Source organism: Mycolicibacillus koreensis, assembly GCF_002104795.1.
GTDB lineage: Bacteria > Actinomycetota > Actinomycetes > Mycobacteriales > Mycobacteriaceae > Mycobacterium > Mycobacterium koreense.
The window spans coordinates 1-24,970 of sequence record NZ_NCXO01000007.1; the positions used below are offsets into that span (position 1 = coordinate 1).

23 protein-coding genes, 1 tRNA gene and 1 pseudogene are annotated in these 24,970 nt (G+C 67.5%); 18 read left to right on the forward strand and 7 right to left on the reverse strand.

Translation table 11 applies throughout. The annotated features are described in order from the left end of the window. The 14 genes and pseudogenes from B8W67_RS04665 to B8W67_RS04730 form a co-directional block, all read left to right on the forward strand. Positions 1–248 (forward strand): annotated as a pseudogene (locus B8W67_RS04665) (MlaD family protein); the annotation flags it as partial. Next, the gene (locus B8W67_RS04670) at positions 245–1,306 is read left to right on the forward strand and encodes an MlaD family protein (RefSeq protein WP_234806659.1); all 1,062 of its coding nucleotides are present in this window, start codon (positions 245–247) and stop codon (positions 1,304–1,306) included. The pseudogene B8W67_RS04665 and the gene B8W67_RS04670, both read left to right, overlap by 4 nt. Before the next feature lie 5 nt (positions 1,307–1,311). Further along, the gene (locus B8W67_RS04675; RefSeq protein WP_234806660.1) at positions 1,312–2,337 is read left to right on the forward strand and encodes an MlaD family protein; all 1,026 of its coding nucleotides are present in this window, start codon (positions 1,312–1,314) and stop codon (positions 2,335–2,337) included. Next, positions 2,334–3,473, forward strand: coding sequence for an MCE family protein (locus B8W67_RS04680; RefSeq protein WP_069393377.1), 1,140 nt, complete (start codon positions 2,334–2,336; stop codon positions 3,471–3,473). Before B8W67_RS04675 ends, B8W67_RS04680 begins: the two co-directional genes overlap by 4 nt. Continuing rightward, a complete protein-coding gene (locus B8W67_RS04685; protein WP_085302468.1) occupies positions 3,470–4,585 on the forward strand; it encodes an MCE family protein in 1,116 nt (371 codons plus the stop codon). The genes B8W67_RS04680 and B8W67_RS04685 overlap by 4 nt, the downstream gene beginning before the upstream one ends. Beyond that, a complete protein-coding gene (locus tag B8W67_RS04690; RefSeq protein WP_085302470.1) occupies positions 4,582–5,853 on the forward strand; it encodes an MlaD family protein in 1,272 nt (423 codons plus the stop codon). Before B8W67_RS04685 ends, B8W67_RS04690 begins: the two co-directional genes overlap by 4 nt. Positions 5,854–5,872: 19 nt before the next feature. Beyond that, positions 5,873–6,532 carry an Rv1363c family protein gene (locus B8W67_RS04695; protein ID WP_085302472.1) on the forward strand — a complete coding sequence of 220 codons (660 nt, stop codon included), beginning with the start codon at positions 5,873–5,875 and terminating at the stop codon, positions 6,530–6,532. Positions 6,533–6,554: 22 nt separating this feature from the next. Further along, positions 6,555–7,148 (forward strand): Rv1363c family protein, encoded by a 594-nt coding sequence (locus tag B8W67_RS04700; RefSeq protein ID WP_085302474.1) that lies wholly within the window; start codon positions 6,555–6,557, stop codon positions 7,146–7,148. Further along, complete coding sequence (locus B8W67_RS04705; protein WP_085302476.1) at positions 7,145–7,945, forward strand: mannan-binding lectin; 801 nt, start codon at positions 7,145–7,147, stop codon at positions 7,943–7,945. The genes B8W67_RS04700 and B8W67_RS04705 overlap by 4 nt, the downstream gene beginning before the upstream one ends. A gap of 57 nt (positions 7,946–8,002) precedes the next feature. Continuing rightward, positions 8,003–8,407 (forward strand): DoxX-related protein, encoded by a 405-nt coding sequence (locus B8W67_RS21075; RefSeq protein ID WP_085302478.1) that lies wholly within the window; start codon positions 8,003–8,005, stop codon positions 8,405–8,407. Then, a complete protein-coding gene (locus tag B8W67_RS04715; RefSeq protein WP_085302480.1) occupies positions 8,404–8,598 on the forward strand; it encodes a hypothetical protein in 195 nt (64 codons plus the stop codon). The genes B8W67_RS21075 and B8W67_RS04715 overlap by 4 nt, the downstream gene beginning before the upstream one ends. A 23-nt stretch (positions 8,599–8,621) precedes the next feature. After that, positions 8,622–9,530 carry an oxygenase MpaB family protein gene (locus tag B8W67_RS04720; protein WP_084229000.1) on the forward strand — a complete coding sequence of 303 codons (909 nt, stop codon included), beginning with the start codon at positions 8,622–8,624 and terminating at the stop codon, positions 9,528–9,530. An 8-nt stretch (positions 9,531–9,538) separates the two neighbouring features. After that, positions 9,539–10,345: an oxygenase MpaB family protein gene (locus B8W67_RS04725; RefSeq protein ID WP_085302482.1), complete on the forward strand. Its 807-nt coding sequence runs from the start codon at positions 9,539–9,541 to the stop codon at positions 10,343–10,345. 76 nt (positions 10,346–10,421) lie between these two features. Then, a complete protein-coding gene (locus B8W67_RS04730) occupies positions 10,422–11,720 on the forward strand; it encodes a TetR/AcrR family transcriptional regulator (RefSeq protein WP_085302484.1) in 1,299 nt (432 codons plus the stop codon). 52 nt (positions 11,721–11,772) lie between these two features. Here the strand turns inward: B8W67_RS04730 and B8W67_RS04735 are convergent. From B8W67_RS04735 to B8W67_RS04745, 3 genes are all read right to left on the reverse strand, one after another. Then, positions 11,773–11,846 (reverse strand) — tRNA-Met (locus B8W67_RS04735). Positions 11,847–11,935: 89 nt separating this feature from the next. Beyond that, positions 11,936–14,905 carry a UPF0182 family protein gene (locus B8W67_RS04740; RefSeq protein WP_085302486.1) on the reverse strand — a complete coding sequence of 990 codons (2,970 nt, stop codon included), beginning with the start codon at positions 14,903–14,905 and terminating at the stop codon, positions 11,936–11,938. Between the two features lie 74 nt (positions 14,906–14,979). Beyond that, positions 14,980–15,999 carry a YlbL family protein gene (locus B8W67_RS04745; protein ID WP_085302488.1) on the reverse strand — a complete coding sequence of 340 codons (1,020 nt, stop codon included), beginning with the start codon at positions 15,997–15,999 and terminating at the stop codon, positions 14,980–14,982. Between the two features lie 95 nt (positions 16,000–16,094). On the opposite strand from B8W67_RS04745, the gene B8W67_RS04750 reads away from it, so the two are divergent. From B8W67_RS04750 to B8W67_RS04760, 3 genes are read left to right on the forward strand one after another with little or no spacing between them, the layout of a single operon-like run. Beyond that, complete coding sequence (locus B8W67_RS04750; RefSeq protein ID WP_085302490.1) at positions 16,095–17,492, forward strand: zinc-dependent metalloprotease; 1,398 nt, start codon at positions 16,095–16,097, stop codon at positions 17,490–17,492. Positions 17,493–17,528: 36 nt separating this feature from the next. Beyond that, complete coding sequence (locus B8W67_RS04755; protein ID WP_234806661.1) at positions 17,529–18,431, forward strand: bacteriocin biosynthesis cyclodehydratase domain-containing protein; 903 nt, start codon at positions 17,529–17,531, stop codon at positions 18,429–18,431. Next, the gene (locus tag B8W67_RS04760; RefSeq protein WP_069393362.1) at positions 18,421–19,791 is read left to right on the forward strand and encodes a macrolide-binding ATPase MABP-1; all 1,371 of its coding nucleotides are present in this window, start codon (positions 18,421–18,423) and stop codon (positions 19,789–19,791) included. Before B8W67_RS04755 ends, B8W67_RS04760 begins: the two co-directional genes overlap by 11 nt. A gap of 6 nt (positions 19,792–19,797) precedes the next feature. Here the strand turns inward: B8W67_RS04760 and B8W67_RS04765 are convergent, their stop codons facing one another. Together B8W67_RS04765 and B8W67_RS04770 are read right to left on the reverse strand one after the other, a co-directional pair. Next, positions 19,798–20,067: a WhiB family transcriptional regulator gene (locus B8W67_RS04765; protein WP_085302492.1), complete on the reverse strand. Its 270-nt coding sequence runs from the start codon at positions 20,065–20,067 to the stop codon at positions 19,798–19,800. 386 nt (positions 20,068–20,453) lie between these two features. Continuing rightward, on the reverse strand, positions 20,454–22,562 hold the full coding sequence (locus tag B8W67_RS04770; protein WP_085302494.1) for an ATP-dependent DNA helicase UvrD2: 2,109 nt from the start codon (positions 22,560–22,562) through the stop codon (positions 20,454–20,456). A gap of 97 nt (positions 22,563–22,659) precedes the next feature. Between B8W67_RS04770 and B8W67_RS04775 the strand changes: the two genes are divergently transcribed. Then, positions 22,660–22,926: a mycoredoxin gene (locus B8W67_RS04775; protein ID WP_069393359.1), complete on the forward strand. Its 267-nt coding sequence runs from the start codon at positions 22,660–22,662 to the stop codon at positions 22,924–22,926. Positions 22,927–22,942: 16 nt separating this feature from the next. Here B8W67_RS04775 and nudC read toward each other — a convergent pair whose 3' ends face one another. Together nudC and B8W67_RS04785 are read right to left on the reverse strand one after the other, a co-directional pair. Then, on the reverse strand, positions 22,943–23,869 hold the full coding sequence (gene nudC / locus B8W67_RS04780) for an NAD(+) diphosphatase (protein ID WP_085302496.1): 927 nt from the start codon (positions 23,867–23,869) through the stop codon (positions 22,943–22,945). A 9-nt stretch (positions 23,870–23,878) separates the two neighbouring features. After that, the gene (locus B8W67_RS04785) at positions 23,879–24,946 is read right to left on the reverse strand and encodes a potassium channel family protein (RefSeq protein WP_069393357.1); all 1,068 of its coding nucleotides are present in this window, start codon (positions 24,944–24,946) and stop codon (positions 23,879–23,881) included. Between the last annotated feature and the right edge of the window lie 24 nt (positions 24,947–24,970).

A 24,970-nucleotide genomic window follows, 5' to 3' on the forward strand; every position in this document is an offset into this window, starting at 1 on the left:
GTCCACCACCGGGGCCCGTCGAGAGCCCCCCGCCGGTCGAGGCACCCGCCCCACCGCCGCTGGCCGCCGAGGTGCATCCGCAGTCGGCAATCATCGGCGGCAACGTCGGTGTGGTCGGAAGCGCCGTGGAGAAGAACCAGATCGCCCGCATCGCCGGCCGCAGCGATACCAGCACAGTGCTGCTGTTGGGACCACTGCTGCGCGGCAGCACGGTGCAGATCAGTCCGGTCACAGAGGAGGGCCGATGAGGACCCGTCGTATGCCGTTGGTCGGGCTGGCACTGTTCACCACGTTCGCGCTGCTCGTCACATGGATGGTGTACAACACGCTGCGCCGCGAGATCAACGGCCCCACGTACTTCTACTCGGCGGTGTTCACCGACGTATCGGGGATGGCGCCCGGCGACGACGTACGCGTGGCGGGCGTTCGCGTCGGGCGGGTCGACAAGATCGCACTCGACGGGACATCGGCGCGAGTGTTCTTCCGAGTGCTGCGCAGCCAGCCGCTCTACACCAACACGGTGGCGTCGGTGACCTACCAGAACATCATCGGTCAGCGCTACCTCGGGTTAGCCCAGGGGTTGGCTCAAGACACCGGTGACGACCACCGCCGGTTGCCGGACCGCGGGGAGATACCCGTCGGACGAACGAACCCGTCGTTGGATATCTCCTACATGCTCAACGGGTTCGAACCGCTGTTCGCCGTACTCGATCCCGACCAGGTGGACAATCTGAGCAACGCGACCGTGTTGGCACTGCAGGGAAACCAGAGCTCGATGCTGACGTTGATCACGCAAACCTCCGCGCTGGCCGAGATGTTCGCCGGGCCGGATGAGGTGCTGAGCACCCTGATCGCCAACCTCGATCGGCTGATGTCTGATTTGGCGAAGCAGAACCCCAATATCGAGACAATGATCCAGCAGTCACGCGACGCCATGGTGACGTTGGCCGATCACCGCGACGACCTCCTCGCCTCCGTCGGATCGATCAACGCGACGATGGCCCGCTTGGCGACGATCGTCGACAACGTCGCGCCTGACCTGCAGGAGTTTGTCGAGCGCCAGCCGGGTCTGCTGAACTACGGGATTCACGACGGGCGTGAACGATTCGCCTACATGGCGGCCAATCTGCCGTTCGTGCTGCAGGGGATGGCTCGGGTCAGCCAGGGCGGCAGCTATGCCGACGTGTACGCCTGCGAATTGGACTTTGGGCTCTGGCAAGGGCTGTTCCACTGGTTCCGCGCATTCGTGGGGGCGGCGACACCGAGTCCCGGCAGTGAACATTGGCATACGGCGGCGTGCAGGTGAGGATTATGCCCAAATTCAGCAAGCGTCCGCTCGAGTCGTTCAGCCGGCCGTGGATCGGAGTGTTCGCGATTATCACGATCGTCGCGGTTCTCGTCGGACTCGTGTCCTACGCCGGCCTGGGAGTCGGCAAGACCCGGTACAGGGGGAATTTCGCGCAGGCGGCGCAGATCCACTCCGGCGACGCGGTGACGATCGCCGGGATCAAGGTCGGTCAGATCGAGAACGTCGCACTCGCCGGCGATCACGTCATCGTCGGCTTCTACCTCGATAACGGCATCGCCCTCGGAGCCGACACTCGCGCGGCCATCAAACTGACCACGATTCTGGGGTCGCGGTACCTCGAGTTGTCGCCGGCCGGTGAGGGGCCCCTCGATGATCGGACGATCCCGCTGTCCAACACCGACGTTCCCTACGATCTGCAGCGGACTCTGGCCGGCGCAACCAGCACCTTCGGACCGGTAGACGCGGAGAGGTTCGTCGATTCCATCGAACTACTCAACGCCAACCTCGGTGGCGTTCCCGAGGAGCTTCCCGGTGCGCTGACCAATCTGCAGTCGATGTCAGACATCCTCGCCGACCGCCGAAGCCAGCTGGGAAGTCTGCTGACCAATACCGAGGCAGTGACCACCATGTTGCGCACCCAACGCGCCAATATCGGTGCCCTGGTGCTGCAGGGACGTTCGGTCCTGCGCGAGATCGCCACCCGCCGTGCCGCTGTTCAGCAGCTCTTCGACAGCGCCACCACCCTGGTCGACCGGGCCAAGACGATCCTCGATGACGAACCGGCCATCGATCAAATGATCAAAGACTTCAACGAATTCATGCGCATGACCGCCGACCACGACGAACTGTTGACCAGCTTCCTGCAGTCGGCCCCGGTGGCGGTGCGCAACTTCGCCAACGTGACCGGCAGCGGTAATGCCGCCGATGTCTTCCTGCCCGCCGGGATCTTCGTGGACTCCTGGATGTGCGCGCTCAGCGGCCGGGCCCAGCAGTTCAACCTTGTCGAGTACTTCAAGGACTGCCAATGAGGCGACAGATCAAGCTGATCATTCTCAGCGGTGCGATCCTGCTCGTGCTGGCCATCACCGGTATGGCAGCGGTCGGTCCGACTCTTCTGACGCGCATCCCCAGCGTCTCGCTGAACAAGGTCACCGTCACTGCGCAGTTCGCCGACGCCGTTGGGCTCTACTCCGGCAACGGAGTCTCGGTACTGGGCATGGAAGTGGGAAAGGTTCGCAGCATCACCCCCAAAGGCGGCTATGTGGAGGTGAAGCTGGCGATAGACCCCGGCGTCGACATCCCCGCCGATGTTGAGGCGGTGACGGTGTCGACCTCGGTGCTCACCGACCGGCACGTCGAGTTGACACCGCCCTACAGCGGTGGGCCGAGGTTGAAAGACGGCGACATCATCGGCGTGAACAACACACGCACCCCGGTCGAGTTCGAACGCACCCTGGCGATGATGCACAAGCTCGGTAGTGCCTTGCACGCCGACGAGAACAATCAGGGTCCACTCGGTGAGTTCGTCGAACTCGGTTCACAGATCACCCTGGCAAACGGAACCGACATCAAAGACACACTCGCCAGGCTGTCCAAGGCGCTGGAGGTCGGCTCCGACAAGGGCGCCCAATCGAAGAAGAACATCCAGGCCATCATCACCAACGTCGCTGAACTCAGCAAAGCCGCGTCCGACAACGACGCGGCTCTACGCGAATTCGGCTCCTACGTCCACGCTCTGGGCGACGTGCTCGCCGCCGAAAACCTCGGCGCCGGGCTGACGGGCGCGAAGATCAATCAACTTCTCGCCGAGACTTCGCGTCTGCTGGAGGGCAACCAGGAGCGACTCAAGGGCTCATTCAGCGATGTGCGCGGCATAGCCGACGTCCTCACCGACAACCAGCGCGATCTGGCCGAGCTCCTCGACGTCGGACCGCTGTTCGTCGACAACTTCTACAACATCATCGACAAGGAAGCGGGCAGCCTGCGCGCTCACCTCTTGGTCAGCAAGACCCTGTTCAACAGCCAGTTCGGCAAGGAGATCTGCAACCTTATGGGTTTGCGGCAATTGGCTTGTGCCACTGGGACGATGACAGATTACGGGCCGGATTTCGGGTTGGGCACCATGGTCGATCTGATGCAGGACGGGATCGGAGAGGGCCCATGAGACGTCCACTGGCCGGTCTGCGTCTTCTGCGCAACGTCATCGCCGTCGCATCAACGGCGGTCCTTGCCGGGTGCGGCCTCGACCTGGAAAGCGTGGCGCTCCCTGCCCCCGGTGGCGGCGGTACGTTCTACACGCTCAACGCGGTGTTCTCCGATGCGCTGAACCTGCCTACCAAAGCGAAAGTGCGGCTGTACGGAGCACAGATCGGGGAGGTCTCCGAGATTCGCGCCGAGGAGTTCACCGCCCACATCGCCATGCACATCCGATCGGACGTACCGCTGTATGAAGGCAGCACCGCGGAGTTGCGGGCGGCGACCCCCCTCGGCGATGTGTTCGTCCAGATCCGGCCCGATCCGAATCGCGGCGAGGACGCCGAGTTGCTGCGCGACGGCGAAACCTTACCGTTGGACGCCACCGCCAACGCTCCGACCATCGAAGAGCTTCTCGGATCGATGGCGCTGCTCGTCAACGGCGGGACGGTGCGATACCTGGTGTCGATGCTCAACGGCGCGGGAGACGCCGTCGGCGGGCGGGGTTCCAAGGTCGCCACCCTCATCGAGCAGACCGACACGCTGCTGTCCCGGATGAGTGCGCGCTCGGAACAGTTGGATGCCTCCCTGCAGAACTCGGCGGATCTGGCCGCGGCGATGTCGGAGCGCCAATCCACGTTCGACGAGGCGCTCACCGGCCTGGCGCCGGCACTCAACGTCATCTCCGACAACACCGACGCCCTGATCGATCTGATCAATACCGGGGCTCGGATCACCGCTCAACTCGCACGGTTCCCCTCGCTGCAGGGAACCGACACCCGCAGTATCAGCCAGGACATCAACACCCTCGCCGGGGTGCTCAATGAGATCACCGTCGATCCGGAGTTGTCGCTGACCCCGTTCAACCGGTTCCTCGGGATCTTGATGAAGACGTTCAACGGTACCGCGGCGCACCTGCACGGTGAGATTGCCAAACTCACCCTCGCCCCCTGGCCGGACAAGAACTACCCCGGCGATCCCGAGTTCCACTGGTCGGACGGGACCGACTGGCACCTGATGATCGGGGCTTTCCGCTACGAGTGGAACATGCTGCTGTCTCACATCTACGGGCCGCAACGATGAGGCCGTTCCTGGACCTGGTGGACCAGCTCTGCCGGCTCGCCATCGTCATCGTCCGCCGCGGCCATCAGCGGCGCATCCTGCTGTCGGTGCTCGGGCTGATGCTCACCACCGTCATCGCGGGCGCCTATGTCACGATCTTCGGAGTCGGGATCAACCCGACTCAAAAAACGATCACGGTGCGGGTCCTACTCGACGAGTCCGGTGGTTTGTTGGCCAACCAGGATGTGACCCTGCGTGGCATTCCCGTCGGCCGCGTCGAGGCGGTGCGCCTGACCGCCACCGGTGCCGAGGCGGTGGTGGCCATCCGGGCCGACACCCCGATTCCCCGCGATACCGACGTGCGTGTCTCCGGACTGTCAGTGGCCGGCGAGCAGTATCTCGATTTCCGCCCCACGCACCAGGACGGGCCGTATCTGACCAACGGCTCATTGGTCGGCAGCGAACAAACCAGTGTCCCGGTGTCTCTGCCGCAGATCATCGATGACAGCCGTGGTGCCCTTGCTCAAATCGATGCGGACAAACTCACTGCCGTCTTCGGGGAACTGCGCGTCGGTCCCGACGGCCCCCGGAAGCTGTCGGCGATTCTGGACGGGACCGTGCTGCTGACCTCGACACTGGAGGGGGTGCTTCCGGAGACGATCAGCATGCTCCAAGACGTCCGGCCCTCGTTCACGCTGCTGTCCGACGTCTCCCCCGGTCTGGGCGAGACGGGCATGGACCTACAGAACATTCTCAGCGGAGTCAACAAGATGGACAACGGCTTCCGCGAGCTCGTCGACCTCGGCGGCACCGAACTCGAACAGGTCGATTCCTTCATCGCCGACAACCGCGAGAACGTCTACGCCCTGCTGGGCAACCTGACTACGCTGTCTCAGCTGCTCTACCTTCGCGTTCCTGCACTGGAGAACCTGTGGCGCCCCGATCACGAGTCGCTGGTGGACCGGCTCTCCAGCACCGTGCACGACGGCGGCATCTGGGTCCTCGCCGACCTGTACCCGAAGTACCGCTGCGACTACAACCTGCCCCGCCAGCCACCATCGGCGGCCGATTTCTCCGCGCCCTACCGCTACACCTACTGCGACAACGACGATCCGTCGGTGCTGATTCGGGGCGCCCGCAACGCACCCCGCCCACCCGATGATGACACCGCCGGGCCGCCCCCGGACCACGATCCCTACGAAACCCTGCCCCCACCACCGGTGTACCCGCCCTACACCCTGGACACCCCGTACGGAGGCCCGTCCATGCCCGCGTGGGTCCCCAACTGAGCGAAAGAAGGGTATGCACATGTCGACCATCAACAATGTCTTCGACCGCGTCGATGAACTCCCGGTGAAGAGCGACTCCGACGCCGCCAGCAGCGAATCCGAGTCTAGCACCGGTGACGAGACGGACGTCGACGAGAGCGCTGCTGCCGAGACCGACACCGCCGCGCAGGAGCCGCCCGCGCCTCGGCGCGGTTGGCGTGGTTGGCGCGGTCGCATGGTGGTAGCAGTCGCTGTCGTCGGGGGTGCAGCCGCGGTCGCGACGATCGGCTACCTGGGATGGCGTCTGCATCAGGTCACCGCCGTCGACGCCGCACAGCAGGCCGCTCTCGCCGCGGCCACCGACTACGCAGTCACGTTGACCACTCTCGACGCCAACTCAATCGACGAGAACTACACCCGAGCTCTCGACGGGGCGACCGGAGAATTCAAGGAGGCGTACAGCCTCGGCTCGGCGCAATTGCGTCAGACCCTGATCGACAACCACGCCGCGGGCAACGGCGTGGTCGTCGATGCCGCGGTGAAGAGCGCGACGACCACCCACGCCGAGGTGTTGCTGTTCGTCGATCAGTCGATCACCAACGCGGTGCGCACCGAACCGCGGATCGACCGCAACCGCATTCAGATGACCATGGAACTCGTTGACGGCCGGTGGTTGGCGAGCGAAGTCGAGTTGACATGAGCGCGTGGAGAAGAGGCCGAGCATGACCGCAGTCGTAGACCACTCCACCGACGAGGAGACCGAGACGGAGCCACTGGACGCCGCACCGTCGTCACGCCGGCGGGTCGGGTTGCCCCGTCGGGCCCGGAAGTGGCTCGTCGGGGCCGGCGCCGCCGTGTTCGTCGTCGGCGCAGGCTTTCAGAGTTGGCTGCTGATCGACCAGCATCGCGATCGCGCTGCCGGCCGGGCAGCTCTGTTCGCCGCGGAGAGCTACGCGGTGACCCTGACCACCGCCGACCCCGCGAGCATCGACGATCAGATCCACGCCGTCGTCGACGGGTCGACCGGGGATTTCCGCGACCGGTACACCAAGAACAGCGCGGATCTGCGCGCGATGCTGCTCGCCAGCAAGGTGAGCACCACAGGCAGCGTCGTCGACTCCGCGGTCAAGTCAGCCGATTCGCGCCACGCCACCGTGCTGCTGCTGGTACGCCAATCCTTCACCACACCGGCCATGGAAGACGAGCCGGTCGGCGCCTCAACCGACGTCACCGGAATGACGATGCTGCTGGACCACGTCGACGGGAGGTGGCTGGTCAGCGAGATCCGTGCCACCGCAGGGGGTATAACGCCATGAGAGCCCTCGCATCCGCGGCCGTCGCCGCGCTCGCGGTCGTGGCCGCCCCATTGGTCACCGCACCGCGGGCTGGTGCCGCCGCCGATCAGTTCTGTGCTGAGTTGCACGCCGATTGGGATGGTCAGCACTGCACCACGGTGCTGACGTCGCCGCGGCAGGCGCAACGTGTCATCTCCGTTGACCTTCCGGGCGCGCTGCTCGATGATCCGACCGCTGGCCCGGTGGTCCGCGATTTCTACCGGCAGCTGATGGACGGGTGGCGAAGCTCCGGTACCGACTCACTACGCGATACCCGCGCCTACGCCTATTACGAGCTGCACGCGGGGCCGGGGCCGGTGCAGTCCCTGGTCGTTCACGAAGTACTCGAACCCCATGGCATGCAGCCGAATAACGCCTTCCGAACGTTTGTGTTCGACATGCAGCGCGGGACCCGGCTGACATTGCCCGATGTGTTCAAACACGGCGTCGACCCGGCAGCGGTCATCCCGTCGGTCGGGGCCCCCGAGCTCACCGCCGCGCTCGACAACGCTGCTCCCCCACACGCTCCCAACACCTATCCGTTCACCCTCGCCGAGTTCACTCCCGGCCCGAACGGACCCGGATACTCCGGCAACTATCGCACCTTCGCGTTGACGCCCGAGCACCTCGTCCTGTTCATGCCCGGCACCCCGCTGCTGCGTGAGGACCCCCAGCCACCAGACCGTTTTGTGTGGTCCATGGACGGTGGCGCGGCGATCGCCCGGATACCCCTGTCATCACTTGCCGACGCGCTACGGCCCGAATACGGCGGCCATTGACGAGTCCTCGACCACCTGCCCGTTCCTCACCCACATCACCGAAGGAGCACGATCACCATGACCCACCGCCGCAGCACCACGGTCCGCGCCGCGGGCCTGTTCCTCGTCGGGACAGGTGCCGCTCATTTCTTCAGACCCGACACGTTCGAATCCCTCCTTCGCCCGGCCTTCCCCGTGAATACCCGCTGGCACGTCTATGTCAATGGCGTGAAGGAGACCCTGTTGGGCCTGGGCATGGTGGTGGCACGCACGCGTCGCGTCGCCCTTGCCGCAGTGGTGGTCCACCTGGTCAGGTTGGCCCGCAACGTCAACCGTCACAGCGATCGCCGCGTCGAACTCGATGTGGATTGGCGAGGCAGAGAGTTTCTTGACGAGGAAGGTTTGGTCACGGTGTATCCGATCGAGGAGTTCTCCGCCGGCCCCACGAATACCGCGCCGATCCCGCGGGAGTCGCTGCGATGATGCTGCTGGTACGCCTCATCGACCTGCTCGTACGCGCGGTCCGCTACCTGGGAACTCCCGAGGCCCGGTTCCTGCGCGCCGGCCTGGTCGTGGTGATCATCGGCGGTGCGTTGATCGGCGCCGCCGGACTGTTCTGGCTGCTGGCGCAACTCCCGACGCTGTTCGCCGGAGCGCCTGCGCTTCAACTCTGATCACCGACGTCGAAAGGACCGCAATGTCACCGAATCACCGTCAACAGGAGAGCCCGACACCGACCATGCTGACCACAGCCGAGACCCGCATCCAAATCGGTACCTACACACCTCGGTGGGACAACGAGGTCATCGACATGGCCGATGCCCTCGATTTCTGGTCGGCGGCTGCGGCCGCGGCCAATGTCACCATGCAGATGAGCCTGCCCGGGGTGGGTTATGGCGTCGCCGAGAGCCGCGTCGAATCCGGCGCTCTCATGGAGCACCCGTGGAAGCGGCTCCGTACGACCGCCCAGTATCTCGCGGTGGTGATCCTGGGCACCGACGAGGAACGTGCCGCCTACCGTGACGCGATCAACGTCGCGCACCGCATGGTCCGCTCCACCGCGGACAGCCCGGTGAAATACAACGCGTTCGACCGCGATCTGCAGCTCTGGGTAGCGGCCTGCCTCTACGTCTTCTACGAGGACACCTACCAATTGCTGCGGGGCCGGCTCACCGAGGAGCAGGCCGAGAGCCTCTATCAACACGGCAAGCTGCTCGGCACGACCCTGCAGGTCACCGACGATCAATGGCCGGCAACGCGCCCGGAATTCGACGAGTACTGGAACGCGACCTGTGAACGCCTCGAGATGGACGACTTCGTTCGCGACTATCTGCTGCGGCTGATCAACCTCAAGATGATCAATCCGCTGTTCCGTCTGCTGTTCGCACCGCTGCTGCGGTTCTTGACGATCGGGTTTCTCGCGCCACGGTTTCGGGAGATCCTCGGAGTGCAGTGGTCGCCGACCGAACAGCGGCAATTCGAGAATCTGTTTCTGTTCGTCTCCTTCGTCAACCGTTTCATCCCGAAATTCCTCCGTACCTTCAGCTACAGCGTCTTGATGTCGGATCTTCGCCGCCGCCTCCGGCGTCACAAGTCGCTGATCTAGGCACGGCGATGACCGAAGCCGACCGATTGGGCCCCGACAGTCTGTTGTGGCGCTATCTCGGTGACCGCCGGTACCTTTTCATGCTGCCGCGCTCGGTGTGCCTGTTGATGCTGCACCCGAGCATCGCAGCCGGAATCACCCAACACGCCTTGATGCGTGACCACATCTGGCTGCACAAAAAACGCACGGTGACCCAGGCCGTCAACATCGCCTACACCCATCACGACATGGCGCCGCTGATCCGTTTCTCCCACGACCACGTCAAAGGGGACACCGACCTCGGCACCAAATACCACGCGCTCAGCCCCGACATCTTCCACTTCCAGCACGCCGCCTATGTCGAGACCCTCATCACCATGGTCAACACCTTCATCCGGCCGCTGGATGCCGCCGAACACGAAGATCTCTACCAGGACTGCTGCTCCTGGTACCGACGCTACGGAATCTCGACACGGCCGATGCCCGGCACCTGGGGCGACTTCCTCGAGTACTTCGACGAACGCTGCCGCAGTGACCTGTCGGCCGGCCCGCACTTCGAGCGCTACCGCAGTGAGATCTTCGCGCCGTCGGACTGGACGATGCGTCATGTGCCGCGCCGGGCGATCCGGGCCATGCAGCACCCGCGGGCCCAGGAGCTCCTGGGACTCGAGGTGAGCGCGGCCGATCGTCGGTCGCTGCGACGGTTCACCCGTACAGCACGACTGTCGGCGACGCTGCCGCGCCATCACTGGAACGCCAAGGCCCGCACGGTCCTGCGGGCGGGAAACCATGGCATACCGGCGCACCACGCTGGAGGTTTGCCCGAGCCACCTTGATACGGGTTATGTTTGAAAACGGTCGGGGACTTCGCGAGTTTTCGGCGGTGTACGACCCGGCTAAGTGAGGCATTTCGTGACGGCACGACAGACACCAGCAGCGACGCGTAGCGTCCGGCGTCGGCCCAAGGACCGGAAAGCACAAATCGCGCGCGAGGCCGCCGAGGCGTTCAGCGCACTCGGCTACCACGCGGTGAGCGTGGAAGCCATCGCCGCCCGCGTCGGGGTGTCTGCGCCGGCCGTCTATCGGCACTACACCAGCAAATACGATCTGTTCCGTGGAGCGGTGCTGGCGCTGAGCCAACAACTCGTCGACGCCACCGCCACCGTCGACGCAGCCGACGAAGATCCGCACACCCGCCTCGAACAGATGGCGCGGGCGACGGTCGACGTCGCGTTACGCAATCGCGCGTCCGGCGGGCTGTATCGGTGGCAGACCCGCTACCTGCAGGATCCGGACGCGGCCCAATTGACCGCGCAGCTGCGGCTGGTCAACCACCGTATCCAGCGCCCGATCGCCGCGCTGCGGCCGACTTTGACCTCCGCACAGCAGTGGATGCTGTCGTCAGGGCTGCTCAGCGTGGCCGGCAGCATCGTCGACCACCACCTGCGCGCCCCCGACGACACCATCCGGGCGATCCTGACCGGCGGGATCAACGCCCTGGTCTCAGCCCCGCTGCCGGATCCCGGCGCCGTGTGGGAGCGTCGCGCGGGCTGGCGCATCTTCGCCGCCGACGCCGGAACTTACGAGGCGCTGCTGCACGCGGCGATGCGGCTCTTCGCGCACCGCGGCTACGCCGAAACCAGCATGGCGCAGATCGCTGAAGCGGTGGAGCTTCCGGTCTCGGGAATCTACCGCTATTTCTCGGGCAAATCGGAGATCCTGGCGACCGCGATGCGTCGCGCCGCCGACCGACTCTCCGCCGAACTCGCCCGAGTTCAGGGCCCGCGCACCGCGCCACGGGAGACGCTGACACGACTGGTGGATGCCTACGTGACGACCTCGTTCGCCAACCCAGAACTCGCGTCGGTGTATTACAGCGAACGGGTCAGCCTCACCCCCAACGATCAGATGCTCCTGCGCAGCGTGCAGCGCTCCACTGTCGGCTCTTGGGTGGAGTTACTGATCGCCGCACGACCCGAACTCGACGCGACCGCCGCGCGGTTCCTCATCCACGCCGCCATGGTCCTCGTCGTAGATCTCGGCCGACTGGTGCACTACGACCGGATGGCCGAAGGGGACGGCGACTGCGGCGACCCTCTCAGTTATCCGCAGGCCTGCGTCCAGACGCTGATGGAGGCCGTGCTCTTCGACACCGACGTGGCCGATGCAGCGCCCTCCGGCGCGGGGACCGGGTCTGCCTCAACGGGCTAGCGCGGACAGGAAAATGGCCCCCGGGTGATCACCTGGGGGCCATTTCCACTAGTAGCGGGGACAGGATTCGAACCTGCGACCTCTGGGTTATGAGCCCAGCGAGCTACCGAGCTGCTCCACCCCGCGTCGGGCATCCATAGGCTACCGAACCGGTGCCGACACCACCAAATCGCGCTGCGACCAGCGCTGTGGCCGTGTGGATACCGGCCATCCGCCTACTTGGTGTCCTCGAACTTGGTCATCGCGTCGTCGAGGCGCTGCAGCGCCTCCCCGTACCCGGCGAAGTCACCCTTGGTCTGTGCCTCGCGGACCGCGTCGATGGCCTTGTCGATCTCGCGCAGCGCCGCGGCCTTCTCCGCCGACAGCCCCGGGGTGGCCTCGGGCACCTCGGCGGCCGGCACCGACTCCGAGGGCTCTTCGCCGGGGCCGCTCTGCGGCGGGCTGGGCGGCGCGCCGGCGTCCGTCGGGGCGATGCCGGTGGCGGTGGCGTCAGCGCCCTTGCCGAACAGCTCGGTCAGCGCGTCACGCACCGTCGGTCCGTAGCCGATCTTGTCGTTGTACATCATCGCCACCCGGATCAACCGCGGATACGACGACGCCGCATCGGAGGATCCCGGTGAGGCATAGACCGGTTCGACGTAGAGCAACCCGCCGTCGGCCAGCGGCAGGGTCAGCAGGTTGCCCCACCGGATCCGGTTCTGGTTGTCCCGGCCGATCACACCGAGGTCCTGGCTGACCGCGGTGTCGGTGGTGATCGCGTTGTTGGCCAGCTTCGGCCCGTTGACCTGACCCGGGATGGTCAACACGGTCAGTTTGCCGTAGGTGTCGGGGTCCGAACTCGCCGAGATGTAGGCGGCCAGGTAGTCGCGTTTGAACCGGTTCATCGCGCTGGTCAACTGGAACGACGCCGCACCGTTCTTCTTGGCAAGGTCTTTGGCGACGATGTAGTAGGGCGGCTGGAAGCTGCTCGCGGTCGGGTTGGGGTCCAGCGGCACATCCCAGAAGTCGGACGTGGAGAAGAACGTCACCGGATCGTTGACGTGGTATTTGGCCAGCAGCATCCGCTGGACCTTGAACAGGTCCTCCGGGTAGCGCAGGTGCTCCGCGAGCTGCGGGCTGATCTCACTCTTGGGCTTGACCGTGCCGGGGAACACCTGCATCCACGACTTCAGCACCGGGTCGTCCTCGTCCTGGGCATAGAGGGTCACGGTGCCGTCGTAGGCGTCGACGGTGGCCTTGACCGAGTTGCGGATGTAGGAGACCTGTTTGTCCAGCGCCAGCCGGTTGAACGCCACCTCGGTGGAGTCCGCGGTCGCCGAGGACAGGGTGGTCAGCTCCGAGTACGGGTAGTTGTCCAACGTGGTGTAGCCGTCGACGATCCACACCATGCGCTTGTCGACGATCGCCGGGTACACCGTGGAGTCGGTGGTCAGCCACGGCGCCACCGACTCGACCCGCTTCGCCGGGTCCCGGTTGAACAGCAGTTTGCTCTGTGGACCGATCACCGAGGAGAACAAGAAGTTGCGTTCGGCGAATTTTGCGGCGAACACGCTGCGCGCCAACCAGTTACCGATCGGCACCCCGCCACTTCCGGCGTAGGTGTAGTTCTTGGTCTCGGTGTTGGTCTCGTAGTCGTATTCCCTATCGGGCCCGTTGCTGCCGACGATGGCGTAGTCGGCCGGGGTGTCGGCGATCACCGGGCCGTAGTAGATGCGCGGTTGGTCCAGCTGGGCGGGCCCGTCGGAGACCACGGAGCCGTTGGCGCCGACCACGTTGGCCAGGAATTCGGGGTAACCGCCGTTTTGGTTGGGGTCGTTGGCGATTCCACGCACCGTGTTCGCCGGTGAGGCGATGAACCCGTTGCCGTGGGTGTAGACGCTGTGCCGGTTGATCCAGTCGCGCTGGTTGTCGATGAGTCGATCGGGGTTGAGTTCGCGAGCGGCGACGACATAGTCGCGCAGGTGCCCGTCCTTGTCGTGGTAGCGGTCGATGGCCAGCTGATCGGAGAAGTAGTAGAAGTTCTTGCCCTGCTGGAACTGGGTGAACGCCGGGGAGACGATGGTCGGATCCAGCAGCCGGATATTCGAGGTGGTGGCCTGATCGGCGGCGACCTGTTTGGCCGTCGCCGGGGCGTTACCCGGGTAATCCTCGTAGGTGACCACGTCGCTGGTGAGGCCGTAGGCGTTGCGGGTCGCCGCGATGCTTCGGCTGATGTATTCGCTCTCCTTCTGCGCCGCATTGGGTTTGACACTGATCTGTTCGACCAACATCGGCCAGACCGCGCCGACGATCAGTGACGACAACAGCAGCAGAACAAGCCCGATCGCCGGGATACGCAGATCACGCAACACGATCGCGGAGAACACCGCCGCCGCACAGATCACCGCGATCGCCAACAGGATCAACTTCGCCGGCAGCACCGCGTTGATGTCGGTGTAGCCGGCACCGGTGAACGGTTTGCCCGCTCGCGAATGTGACAACAGCTCGTAGCGGTCCAGCCAGTAGGCGAACGCCTTGAGCAGCACCAGCACCCCGACCAGGCTGACCAGCTGGATGCGGGCGGGCCGACTCAGCGCCCCGGCCCGGCCGGTCAGACGCACTCCGCCGAACACGTAGTGGGCGGCCAGATTGGCCAGAAACGCCAGGAATACCGCCACCAGCACGAAGCTGAGCACCAGCCGGTAGAACGGCAGTGAGAACGCGTAGAACCCGAGGTCCTTGCCGAACTCCGGGTCGGCGATGCCGAAGCTGTGGCCGTGCAGGAACAGTTGCACCACGGCCCAGTAGCTCTGTCCGATCGCCCCGGCGAGCAGCCCCACGAACGCCGGCACGCCGATACCGATCAGGTGCAGCCGTGACATCACGATGGTGCGGTAGCGCTCCACGGGGTCGTCGGGGCCGTTGCTGGGCACGAAGACCGGTCGGCTGCGGTAGGCCAACACCAGCCCCGCGTAGATGATCCCGGCCACCAGCAGCGCCACCGCCAAAAACACCACCAGGCGGGTCACCAGCACGGTGGTGAACACCGATCGGTAGCCCAGTTCTCCAAACCACAACCAGTCGACGTACCCGTCGATCAACCGCGGTCCGATCAGCAGCAGTGCGACCACCACCAGCCCGATCGCGATCAACACCCGGCTGCGCCTGTTCAGCTTCGGCATTCTCGCCGCGGGCCGCATACCCACGTTGCTACGCTCCCTGCTCGTTTAACGGATCGTCACAACTGTACGCATCGCGGTGGGCGGCGGCGCGGCGGCGACTAACACAACGGTGGTTCACCGCCGTCGCGCAACACGTGCAGGGCCTCGACGGTCTGGTCGAGGGTCTCGACTTTGACCAACGTCAACCCGTGCGGTTCCGAGCGCGCCTCGTAGCAGTTGTCGACCGGCACCAGGAACACTTTGGCGCCGGCCTCACGCGCCGCGAGCATCTTGTGGGTGATCCCACCGATCGGCCCGATCTCCCCGTCGGCGTCGATGGTGCCGGTGCCGGCGATGAATTTCTGGCCCGCCAGCCGACCGTCGGTGAGCTTGTCGATCACCGCGAGACTGAACATCAGACCCGCCGACGGCCCACCGATGTTGGCCAGGTGGAAATCGACGACGAACGGTGCCCACGGCGCATCCTGCACCAGCACGCCCAGCGCCCCCGAGTCGCGTTCGGGGTGCTCGCCGAGGGTGATCCGCGCGATCCCCGGCGGGGCCTGTTTGCGGCGGTAGTCGACGACGATTTCCTGGCCGGGGCGGGTCTTGTCCATGAACGCGCTGAACGCGGCGACATCGGCGACCATCACCCCGTTGACCGCGTCGATGGCGTCGCCGGCCTGCAGCTGTCCCGCCGACGGGCCGGGGTCGTTGACCGCGGCGACGGTGACCGCCGCCGGATAGTCCAGATGCGCCAGGGCGGCGTATTCGGCGCTGGCCTCGGATCGTTTGAAGTCCGCGCTGTTCTCGTCGTCGATCTCTTCGCGGGACTTCCCCGGCGGGTAGTAGAGGTCGCGGGGCATCAGCTGCTGGCGCCCGGAGACCCACAGCGCCAACGCCTCCCCCAGCGTCAACCCGTCCCGCTGGGCGACGGTGGTCATGTTCAGGTGCCCGGTGGTCGGATGGGTCTCGGCCCCGATGACCTGCACGACCTGCTTGCCGTCGACGTGCCCGAGGGTGTCGTAGGTCGGTCCGGGCCCCAGCGCCACGAACGGAACCGTCACCACCGCGAGCAAAACACCGAAGACCACAACCGGGACCAGCGCCACCATCAGCGTCAGAATCCGCCTGTTCACGCCGCTTACCCTAAACGCAGCGGGGGTGGGGGCCGTTCACTCAGGGCGCAGCGCGCCCCGCGCGCCGGGTCGACACGGGTCGGTACCGTTGGGGTATGGCTGACCTGCCTTTCGGCTTTTCCTCCTCCGGCGAGGACCCCGACCGTGACCGTGACAAGGGTGATCGCGGCGGCAATTCGGGGTCCGGTTCGTCAGATCCGTTCGGCCTCGGGGGTGATTTCACCGAGTTCAACGTCGGCGACCTGGGCCAGATATTCACCCGGCTGGGCCAGATGTTCTCCGGTGCCGGCCCGGCGATGACCGGCGGCGGTGCCGGCCCGGTCAACTACGAGCTGGCCCGCAAGTTGGCCGCCGACTCGATCGGGTTCGTCGCCCCGGTGTCCGCGGCCACCACCGCGGCGGTCACCGATGCGGTGCATCTGGCCGAGACCTGGCTCGACGGCGCCACCTCCCTGCCCGCCGGCACCACCCGCACCGCGGCGTGGACGGCCACCGACTGGCTCGACAACACACTGGCCACCTGGCGGCGTCTGTGTGACCCGATGGCCGAGCAGATCTCCACGGTCTGGGCCTCGGCCCTGCCCGAGGAGGCCAAGACCATGGCCGGTCCGCTGCTGTCGATGATGTCGCAGATGGGCGGGATGGCGTTCGGTTCCCAGCTCGGCCAGGCCCTGGGCCGGCTGTCACGGGAAGTGCTGACCTCCACCGACATCGGGCTGCCGCTGGGCCCCAAGGGGGTGGCCGCACTGCTGCCGGAGGCGATCGAGGCGCTGTCGGAGGGCCTGGAGCAGCCCCGCGGGGAGATCATGACGTTCCTCGCGGCCCGTGAAGCCGCCCACCACCGGTTGTTCTCCCATGTGCCGTGGCTCTCCAGCCAACTGCTCAGCTCGGTGGAGGCCTATGCGCGGGGCATGAAGATCGACATGACCGGCATCGAGGAGATGGCCCAGGGGCTCAACCCGGCGATGCTGACCGACCCGGAGGCGCTGGAGCGGCTGCTCACCGAGGGGATGTTCGAACCGAAGGCCACCCCGGAGCAGACCCAGGCCCTCGAGCGACTGGAGACCCTGCTGGCGTTGATCGAGGGCTGGGTGCAAACGGTGGTCACCGACGCTCTCGGCGAACGCCTTCCGGCCACTGCCGCGCTCAGCGAGACGCTGCGGCGCCGCCGCGCCACCGGCGGTCCCGCCGAACAGACCTTCGCCACCCTGGTCGGGTTGGAGCTGCGGCCCCGCAAGCTGCGCGAGGCCGCCGACCTGTGGGCGCGGCTGACCGCCGCCGTCGGTGTCGACGCCCGCGACGGCATCTGGCAGCACCCCGACCTGCTTCCCGACGCCGCCGATCTCGACGAACCGGCCGGGTTCATCGACTCCGTCCTCGGTGGGGACACCAGCGGCATCGACGAGGCGATCGCAGAGTTCGAGAAGGACGCGGCGTTCGAGAAGGACCAGCGCCGCGACGACGGGCCGACCGAACCGCCTGTGGATCGCTGAACACGCCGCGGCGCCGATCGTGGCAGGGTCACGATCATGGCCCGTTGGTATGTGCTCAACCCGGCGATGCCGGTGCTGCTGCGCCCCGACGACACCGTGCAATTGGGCTGGGACCCGCGCCGGGCGGTGCGGATCACCCCACCCCCCGATATGAGTGCGGCGGCGCTGGCGTCGCTGCTGCGATCGATGCAGGCACGGATGAGCGCGGTCGCGGTGCACCGGCGGGCCCGCGCCGACGGCCTGGTGGAGCCCGCGGCGCTCACCGAGCTGCTCACCGACCTGGTCACCGCCGGGCTGGCGCGCGTGGAGACATCGCCACGGTCCTCGCCGTCCCGGTGCCCGTCGATCCGGGTGCACGGGCGGGGCCCGCTGTCGGATCTGCTGGCGTCGTCGCTGCGCGGCTGCGACGCCCACGTCGAGCACAGCCACCAACCGCACGCCCGGGTCGCCGGGGCCGACCTGGTGGTCCTCGCCGACACCCTGGTGGTCGACCCGCGGTTGCTGCGCGCGTTACACGCCGCGCGGGTGGCGCACCTGGCGGTGCGGGTGCGCGACGGCGTCGGGCTGATCGGCCCGCTGGTGATCCCCGGCGTCACCCACTGCCTGACCTGCGCCGATCTGCACCGTGGCGATCGGGACCCGGCCTGGCCGGCCCTGGCCGCACAGCTGCGCGAGACCGTCGGCTCCGCGGACCCGGCCACGGTGCTGGCCACGGGGGCACTGGCGCTGGCCGAGGTGAACCGGGTGGTGGCCGCGGTGCGCGGCACGGCGATCGACCCCGCCCCGCCGCCGACGTGGAACGCCACCGTGGAGTTCGACGTGGCCGCCGGGACGCTGCTCACCCGACGCTGGCAACGCCACCCCCGGTGCCGGTGCTGGCCGGGCGTCGCCGGCGTTGTTGCACCATCGGTGCGCACATCCGTCGCCCATGGGGGATGATGGTGAGGTGACGGAGATCAAACGCGGCCGTGCCGCACGCAATGCCCGGCTGGCGTCGCTGCCCGTCGGGTTCGCCGGCCGCGCCGCTCTCGGGCTCGGCAAACGGATGGCGGGCAAGTCGAAAGACGAGGTCACCGCCGAGATGATGGAGAAGGCGGCCGACCAGCTGTTCACCGTGCTCGGTGAGCTCAAGGGCGGGGCGATGAAGGTCGGCCAGGCCCTGTCGGTGATGGAGGCCGCGATCCCCGAGCAGTTCGGCGAGCCCTACCGGGAGGCGCTGACCAAACTGCAGAAGGACGCCCCACCGCTGGCCGCCGACAAGGTGCACCGGGTGCTCGACGGCCAGCTGGGCACCAAATGGCGGGAACGGTTCTCCTCCTTCGATGACACCCCCATCGCCTCGGCCAGCATCGGTCAGGTCCACAAGGCCGTGTGGAGCGACGGCCGCGCCGTCGCGGTCAAGATCCAGTACCCCGGCGCCGACGAGGCGCTGCGCGCCGACCTGAAGACCATTCGGCGGCTCACCGGCGTGTTCAAGCAGTTGGCCCCCGGGGTCGATGTCCAGGGTGTCGTCGACGAGCTGATCGAACGCACCGAGATGGAGCTGGACTACCGGCTCGAAGCCGACAACCAGCGGGTCTTCGCCAAGGCCTATGCCGGCCACCCGCACTTCCTCATCCCGAACGTGGTGGCCAGCGCCCCCAAGGTCGTCATCCAGGAGTGGATCGAGGGCGTCGGCATGGCCGAGATCATCCGCAACGGCACCGTCGAACAACGGGATCTGATGGGTACCCGGCTGGCCGAGTTCACCTGGGACGCGGCGCGGCGGCTGGAGTTGATCCACGGCGACGCCCACCCGGGCAACTTCATGCTGCTGCCCGACGACCGGATGGGCGTGATCGATTTCGGCGCGGTGGCGCCGATGCCCGGCGGGTTCCCCCCGGAACTGGGTGCGGCCGTGCGCTACGCCCGCGACGACGACTACGACAACGTCATCGCCGTGATGCGCCAGGGCGGCTTCATCCAGAAGGGCCAGGAGGTCTCGGTGCGCGAGATCGACGAGATGCTGCGCCAGTACGTCGAACCGGTCGAGGTGGAGGTGTTCCACTACACCCGCAAGTGGCTGATGCGGATGGCCGGTAAGCAGTTGGAACGCCCGGTCGAGCAGCTCAAGATGGCGCGTCAGCTCGACCTGCCGCCGAAGCTGGCGATGCCGATGCGGGTGCTGGGCTCGACGACGGCGATCATGTGTCAGCTCGACGCGCACGTCCCGATCAGGCGGCTCTCCGAGGAACTGGTGCCGGGCTTCACCGATCCCGACGTCGAAAAGGATGTCGAGAAGGTCGGCCCGACGGCCTGACCGCGCTCACGCGGCGGCCGGCTCCTTGCGGGGCCGGCCCCGGGGCCGCTTGCGCGCGACGATGCGCCCGCGGTGGAAGATCTCCCCGCCCCAGACACCCCACGGCTCACCGCGGTCCAACGCCGCGGTCAGGCAGGCGCGCCGCAGCGGGCAACCGGTGCACAGTTGTTTGGCCCGGTCCAGGTCGGCGGGGTCGTCGGCGAACCACAGGTCGGGGTCGCCCGAGTGGCACGGCAGCGTCGGGCGCGGTGGCGACGCGACGGTGGGAGTCGACATGGGATGCTCACCTGCTTCCTGATCGGGTGACGGTGCTGGTCACGGGCGTTGGATCAGGGCCGACGGCGGGGAGCCGACAACAATGGCCACGGATCCGGGGGTCCGTGGCCAGGTGCCGAATGAGAACTATCTCAGTGGGGTGTCCCGGCCCGGACGCGCCGCGGCGGCGCGGTGGGCGGCGGCGGCGTGACGGGCGGCCGCAGCTACGGTGCGAGCGATCGCGCTGTTCATGGCCGCCTCCTCTCGTCATCGTGGGCCTGGTCGTGGGCGTGGTCGTGGGCCTGGTCGTGGGTCTGACACGGCACGCCTCGGCGGGACCGAACGAGGATATCCGGATCGCTCGGTCACCGGCAAATGATTTTTGACCTGCGGCGTCGGCGGTATGGCTAGCCGCGGTCGCGCACCATCGCCAGCACCGCGGCGCCGTACTGTTCGAGTTTGCGGGCCCCGATGCCGGGGATGGCGACCAGAGCGGCATCGTCGGTGGGCAACAACTCCGCGATCGCGATCAAGGTGTTGTCGGTGAACACCACGTAGGCGGGCACCTTCTGCTCTTTGGCGGTGTGCAGCCGCCACTCCTTGAGCTGACCCAGCAACTGCTCGTCGATGTCGGCGGCACAGGTCTCGCAGCGGCGCAGCATCACCGCCGTCGCCGTGGACAGCCGGGCGTTGCAGACCCGGCAGTGCGCCGGGGCGCCCCGGCTGCGGCGGGACCGCCGTGGGGTGTCCACGGCGGCCTGCGGGGCGATGCCGGTGAGGAACCGGGAGGGTTTCCGGCTGGCCCGCCCGCCGGGGGTGCGGGCCAGCGACCAGCTCAGTGCGAGGTGGATCCGCGCCCGGGTGACCCCGACGTAGAGCAGCCGACGTTCCTCCTCGACCGCCTCGCTGTCCGGCCCGTGGGCCAGCGCGTGACTGATCGGCAGGGTCCCGTCGGCCAGGCCCACCACGAACACCGCGTCCCACTCCAGGCCCTTGGCGGCGTGCAACGACGCCAGCGTCACCCCCTGCACCACCGGGGGGTGACGGGAGTCGGCCCGGTTGCGCAGCTCGCGCAGCAGACCGGGAAGGTCGAGTTCCGGGCGCGCGGCCACCTCGTCGTCAACGAGGTCGACCAGTGCCGACAGCGCCTCCCAGCGCTCCCGTGCCCGCACCCCGGTCGGGGCGGTCGCGGTCAGGCCCAGCGGTTCGAGCACGGTGCGCACCAGCGCGGGCAGCCCGGCAGACACCTCGTCGGCGATGTCGCGCTCGGCGGCGCGCTGCAGCGCCAGCACCGCCTGGCGGATCTCCTGGCGGGTGAAAAACCCTTCCCCGCCGCGCACCTGGTAGGTGATGGCGGCCTCGGTCAGCGCCTCCTCGTAGACCTCCGATTGGGCGTTGATCCGGTAGAGCACCGCGATCTCGGCGGGCTCCACGCCGGCCTCGATGAGTTTGCCGATCGCCGCGGCGGTGGCGGCGGCCTCGGCGACCTCGTCGGGATATTGGTGAAACGACGGCTCCGGTCCCGGCTCGCGCTGGCCGACCAGCTGCAGCCGGCTGCCGGCCACCCGGCCGCGAGCGGCGGCGATCACCCGATTGGCCAGCGACACCACCTGCGGGGTGGACCGGTAGTCACGTTCCAGCCGCACCAGTGCGGCCTCGGGGAACCGCCGGGTGAAGTCCAACAGGTAGCGCGGGGAGGCGCCGGTGAACGAGTAGATCGTCTGGTTGGCGTCGCCGACGACGGTGACGTCGTCGCGCTCCCCCAGCCAGGCCGTCAGCACCCGCTGCTGCAGCGGGGTGACGTCCTGGTATTCGTCGACGACGAAGCAGCGGTAACGACCGCGGAACTCCTCGGCCACCCCGGGATCGTTCTCGATGGCCGCAGCGGTGTGCAGCAGCAGGTCGTCGAAGTCGAGCAGGGCGACCTCGCCGCGGACCTTCGCCGTCTCGTAGCCGCTGTAAACCGCGGCGATCTTCTCCGCGTCCAGCGGGATGTCACGGCCGGCCGCGGCGACCGCCGCGCCGTACTGTTCGGGGCTGATCAGCGAGGCCTTCGCCCACTCGATCTCACCGGCCAGATCGCGCACGTCGTCGGTGGAGGGGTTGATCCCGGCCCGGTTGGCGGCCTGGGCGACCACGGAGAACTTGCGGTCCAGCAGCTGCCAGGGGGTGTCGCCGACCACCCGCGGCCAGAAGTAGCGCAGCTGGCGGCGGGCGGCGGCGTGAAACGTCAACGCCTGCACTCCGCCGACCCGGGTGTCGGTGGCCGCGGCGCCGTCCAGGGCCCGCAGCCGGGCACGCATCTCCCCGGCGGCGCGGGAGGTGAACGTCACCGCCAGCACCTGCCCGGCCGCTACGTGCCCGCCGGAGACGAGGTGGGCGATGCGGTGGGTGATGGTGCGGGTTTTCCCCGTGCCCGCGCCGGCGAGCACGCACACCGGGCCGCGCGGGGCCAGCACGGCGGCGCGCTGTTCCTCGTCGAGACCGGCGATCAGCGGGTCGGCGTTTCCCGGCATGTCCCCATCCTGACATCGACACCGGACAGCGCCGTGGCAGGGCGGCGCGCCGGGCGGTGAGAACGCGGCCGCCGTCAGCGGATAGGTTGGAGCCACTATGAGCTCCGCACCCGCCGAGACCGGCGCGTTCACCTTGTACTCCACTCCGTGGTGCCCGTACTGCCTGCGGCTGAAAACCATGTTGAAGGCCGCCGGCATCGCCTACACCGAGATCAACATCGAGAAGGATTCCGCCGCCGCGGAGTTCGTCGGCTCGGTCAACGACGGCAACCACACGGTGCCCACCCTGCGGTTCGCCGACGACTCGACGCTGACCAACCCCAGCGTCAAGGAGGTCAAGGCCAAGCTGGCCGAGCTCGGCTGACCTTTCTGGCGGGGGTTCAGCCCGCCGCCACCCACGATTCGATGATCTCGCGGGCGATCGAGATCGACGCGGGCAACAGCAGCGGCGACTCGGAGTTACTCGACCAATCCCCGGCATCGAGCGCGGCGGCGATGTGCTCGCGGGTGAACCAGGCCGCCTCGACGATCTCCCCGTCGGCGAAGACGAACTCCTGGCCGGGGTCGGCGACGGCGTGGAACCCCACCATCAGCGACCGCGGGAACGGCCACGGCTGGCTGCCCAGGTAGCGCACGTCGTGCACCCTCAGCCCGATCTCCTCACGAATCTCGCGCACCACGCAGCTCTCCAACGATTCACCGGCCTCGACGAACCCGGCCAGCAGCGAGAACAGCCGCGGCGGCCAGCCGGCTTGACGTGCCAGCACCGCCCGGCCGGCGTCGTCGTGCACGAGGCAGATCACCGCCGGGTCGATGCGGGGGAACTCCTCGTCGCCGGTGAGCGGGTTGACCCGCGCCCAGCCGGCCCGGGTGGCGCGGGTGGGGGTGCCGTCGACCGCGGAGAACTGGGCCCGCTCATGCCAGTTGAGCAGCGCGACGGCCGACGCCACCAGCTGCGCGCTGACATCGTCGAGATGGTGGCCGCCGCGGCGCAGGTCGAGCACGGTGGCGGGCTCGCCGGCCTCGTCGGGGGCGGCCAGCCGGTCGCGGATCGCCCAGACGTGGCGGCCACCGTCGATGCGGCCCAGGAACACCGCGTTGCGCGGCGGGGCGTCGGCGAGGTCGGCGGCCCGCTGCACCACCACGCGCCCGCCGTCGGTGACCAGCACCTGGTTGCGTCCGTCGATGCGCAGCAGCGCCGCCTGGGCCCAGCCGGCGACGGCGGCGTCGACGTCGGTGCGCAGCTGGTCGGAGCGATCCGCCCCGACCCGCGACAGCAGGGGCGTGTGTTGCAGCCGAAACTCCACGCGCGGGCCCTAACTGGCCGCGGTACGCACGTAGAGCAACCGGTCGCCGGCCTCGACGGTGTCGACCTCGGGGGCGTCGATGCGCAGCAACTGTCCGTCGCGCACCACCCCGAGCACGATGTCACGCAGATGCCGCGCGGACCCACCCACCTCGGTCTGGGCCACCTCCCGTTCGGCGATGGTCAGCCCGGTGTCCGGCGACAGCAGGTTCTCGATCATCTCCACCACCCGCGGGGTGGAGGTGGCGATGCCGAGCAGTCGCCCGGCGGTCTCGGAGGACACCACCACCGAGTCCGCACCGGACTGCTGCAGCAGGTGCTGGTTCTCGGCCTCCCGGATCGAGGCCACGATCTTGGCGTTGGGGGCGATCTCGCGGGCGGTGAGGGTGACCAGTGCGGCCGTGTCGTCACGGTTGGTGGCCACGATGATCGCCGCGGCGTGCTGGGCGCCGGCCAGCCGCAGCACGTCGGCCTTGGTGGCGTCGCCGAGTTGGGTGACCAGCCCGGCGTTCTCGGCGTGTGTGAGCGCGGACTCATCGGTGTCGACGACGACGATGTTGCCGGTCGGGACGTCGTCGCCGACCATGGCCACCACCGCGGTTTTACCCTTGGTCCCGTAGCCGACGACGATGGTGTGATTGCGCACTCGTTTCCTCCAACGCTGGATCTTCAACGCCTGCCGGGACCGTTCGGCGAGCACCTCGACGGTGGTGCCGACCAACACCACCAGGAACGCCACCCGCAGCGGGGTGATGATCAAGATGTTGGTCAGCCGGGCGTACTCGGTCACCGGGGTGACATCGCCGTACCCGGTGGTGGTCAGCGACACGGTCGCGAAATAGATGCAGTCCAAAAGGGTCATCGGCTCGCCGCGCACGTCGGTGTAGCCGTCGCGGGTCAAGTAGACGACGATGACCGCCGCCAGCATCGCCCCCATCGCGATGGTGATGCGGCGCATGATCGCGCGGGTCGGCGAGTCGCTCTCCGGGATCCGCAGCACCCCGACCAGCGCGTAGTCGGGCTGGGCGGTCAACGTCTCGTCGAGACCGCCCAGCCGGCGCAACTTCCCTCTGGCCATCGCACAATGTAACCACGTCGACCG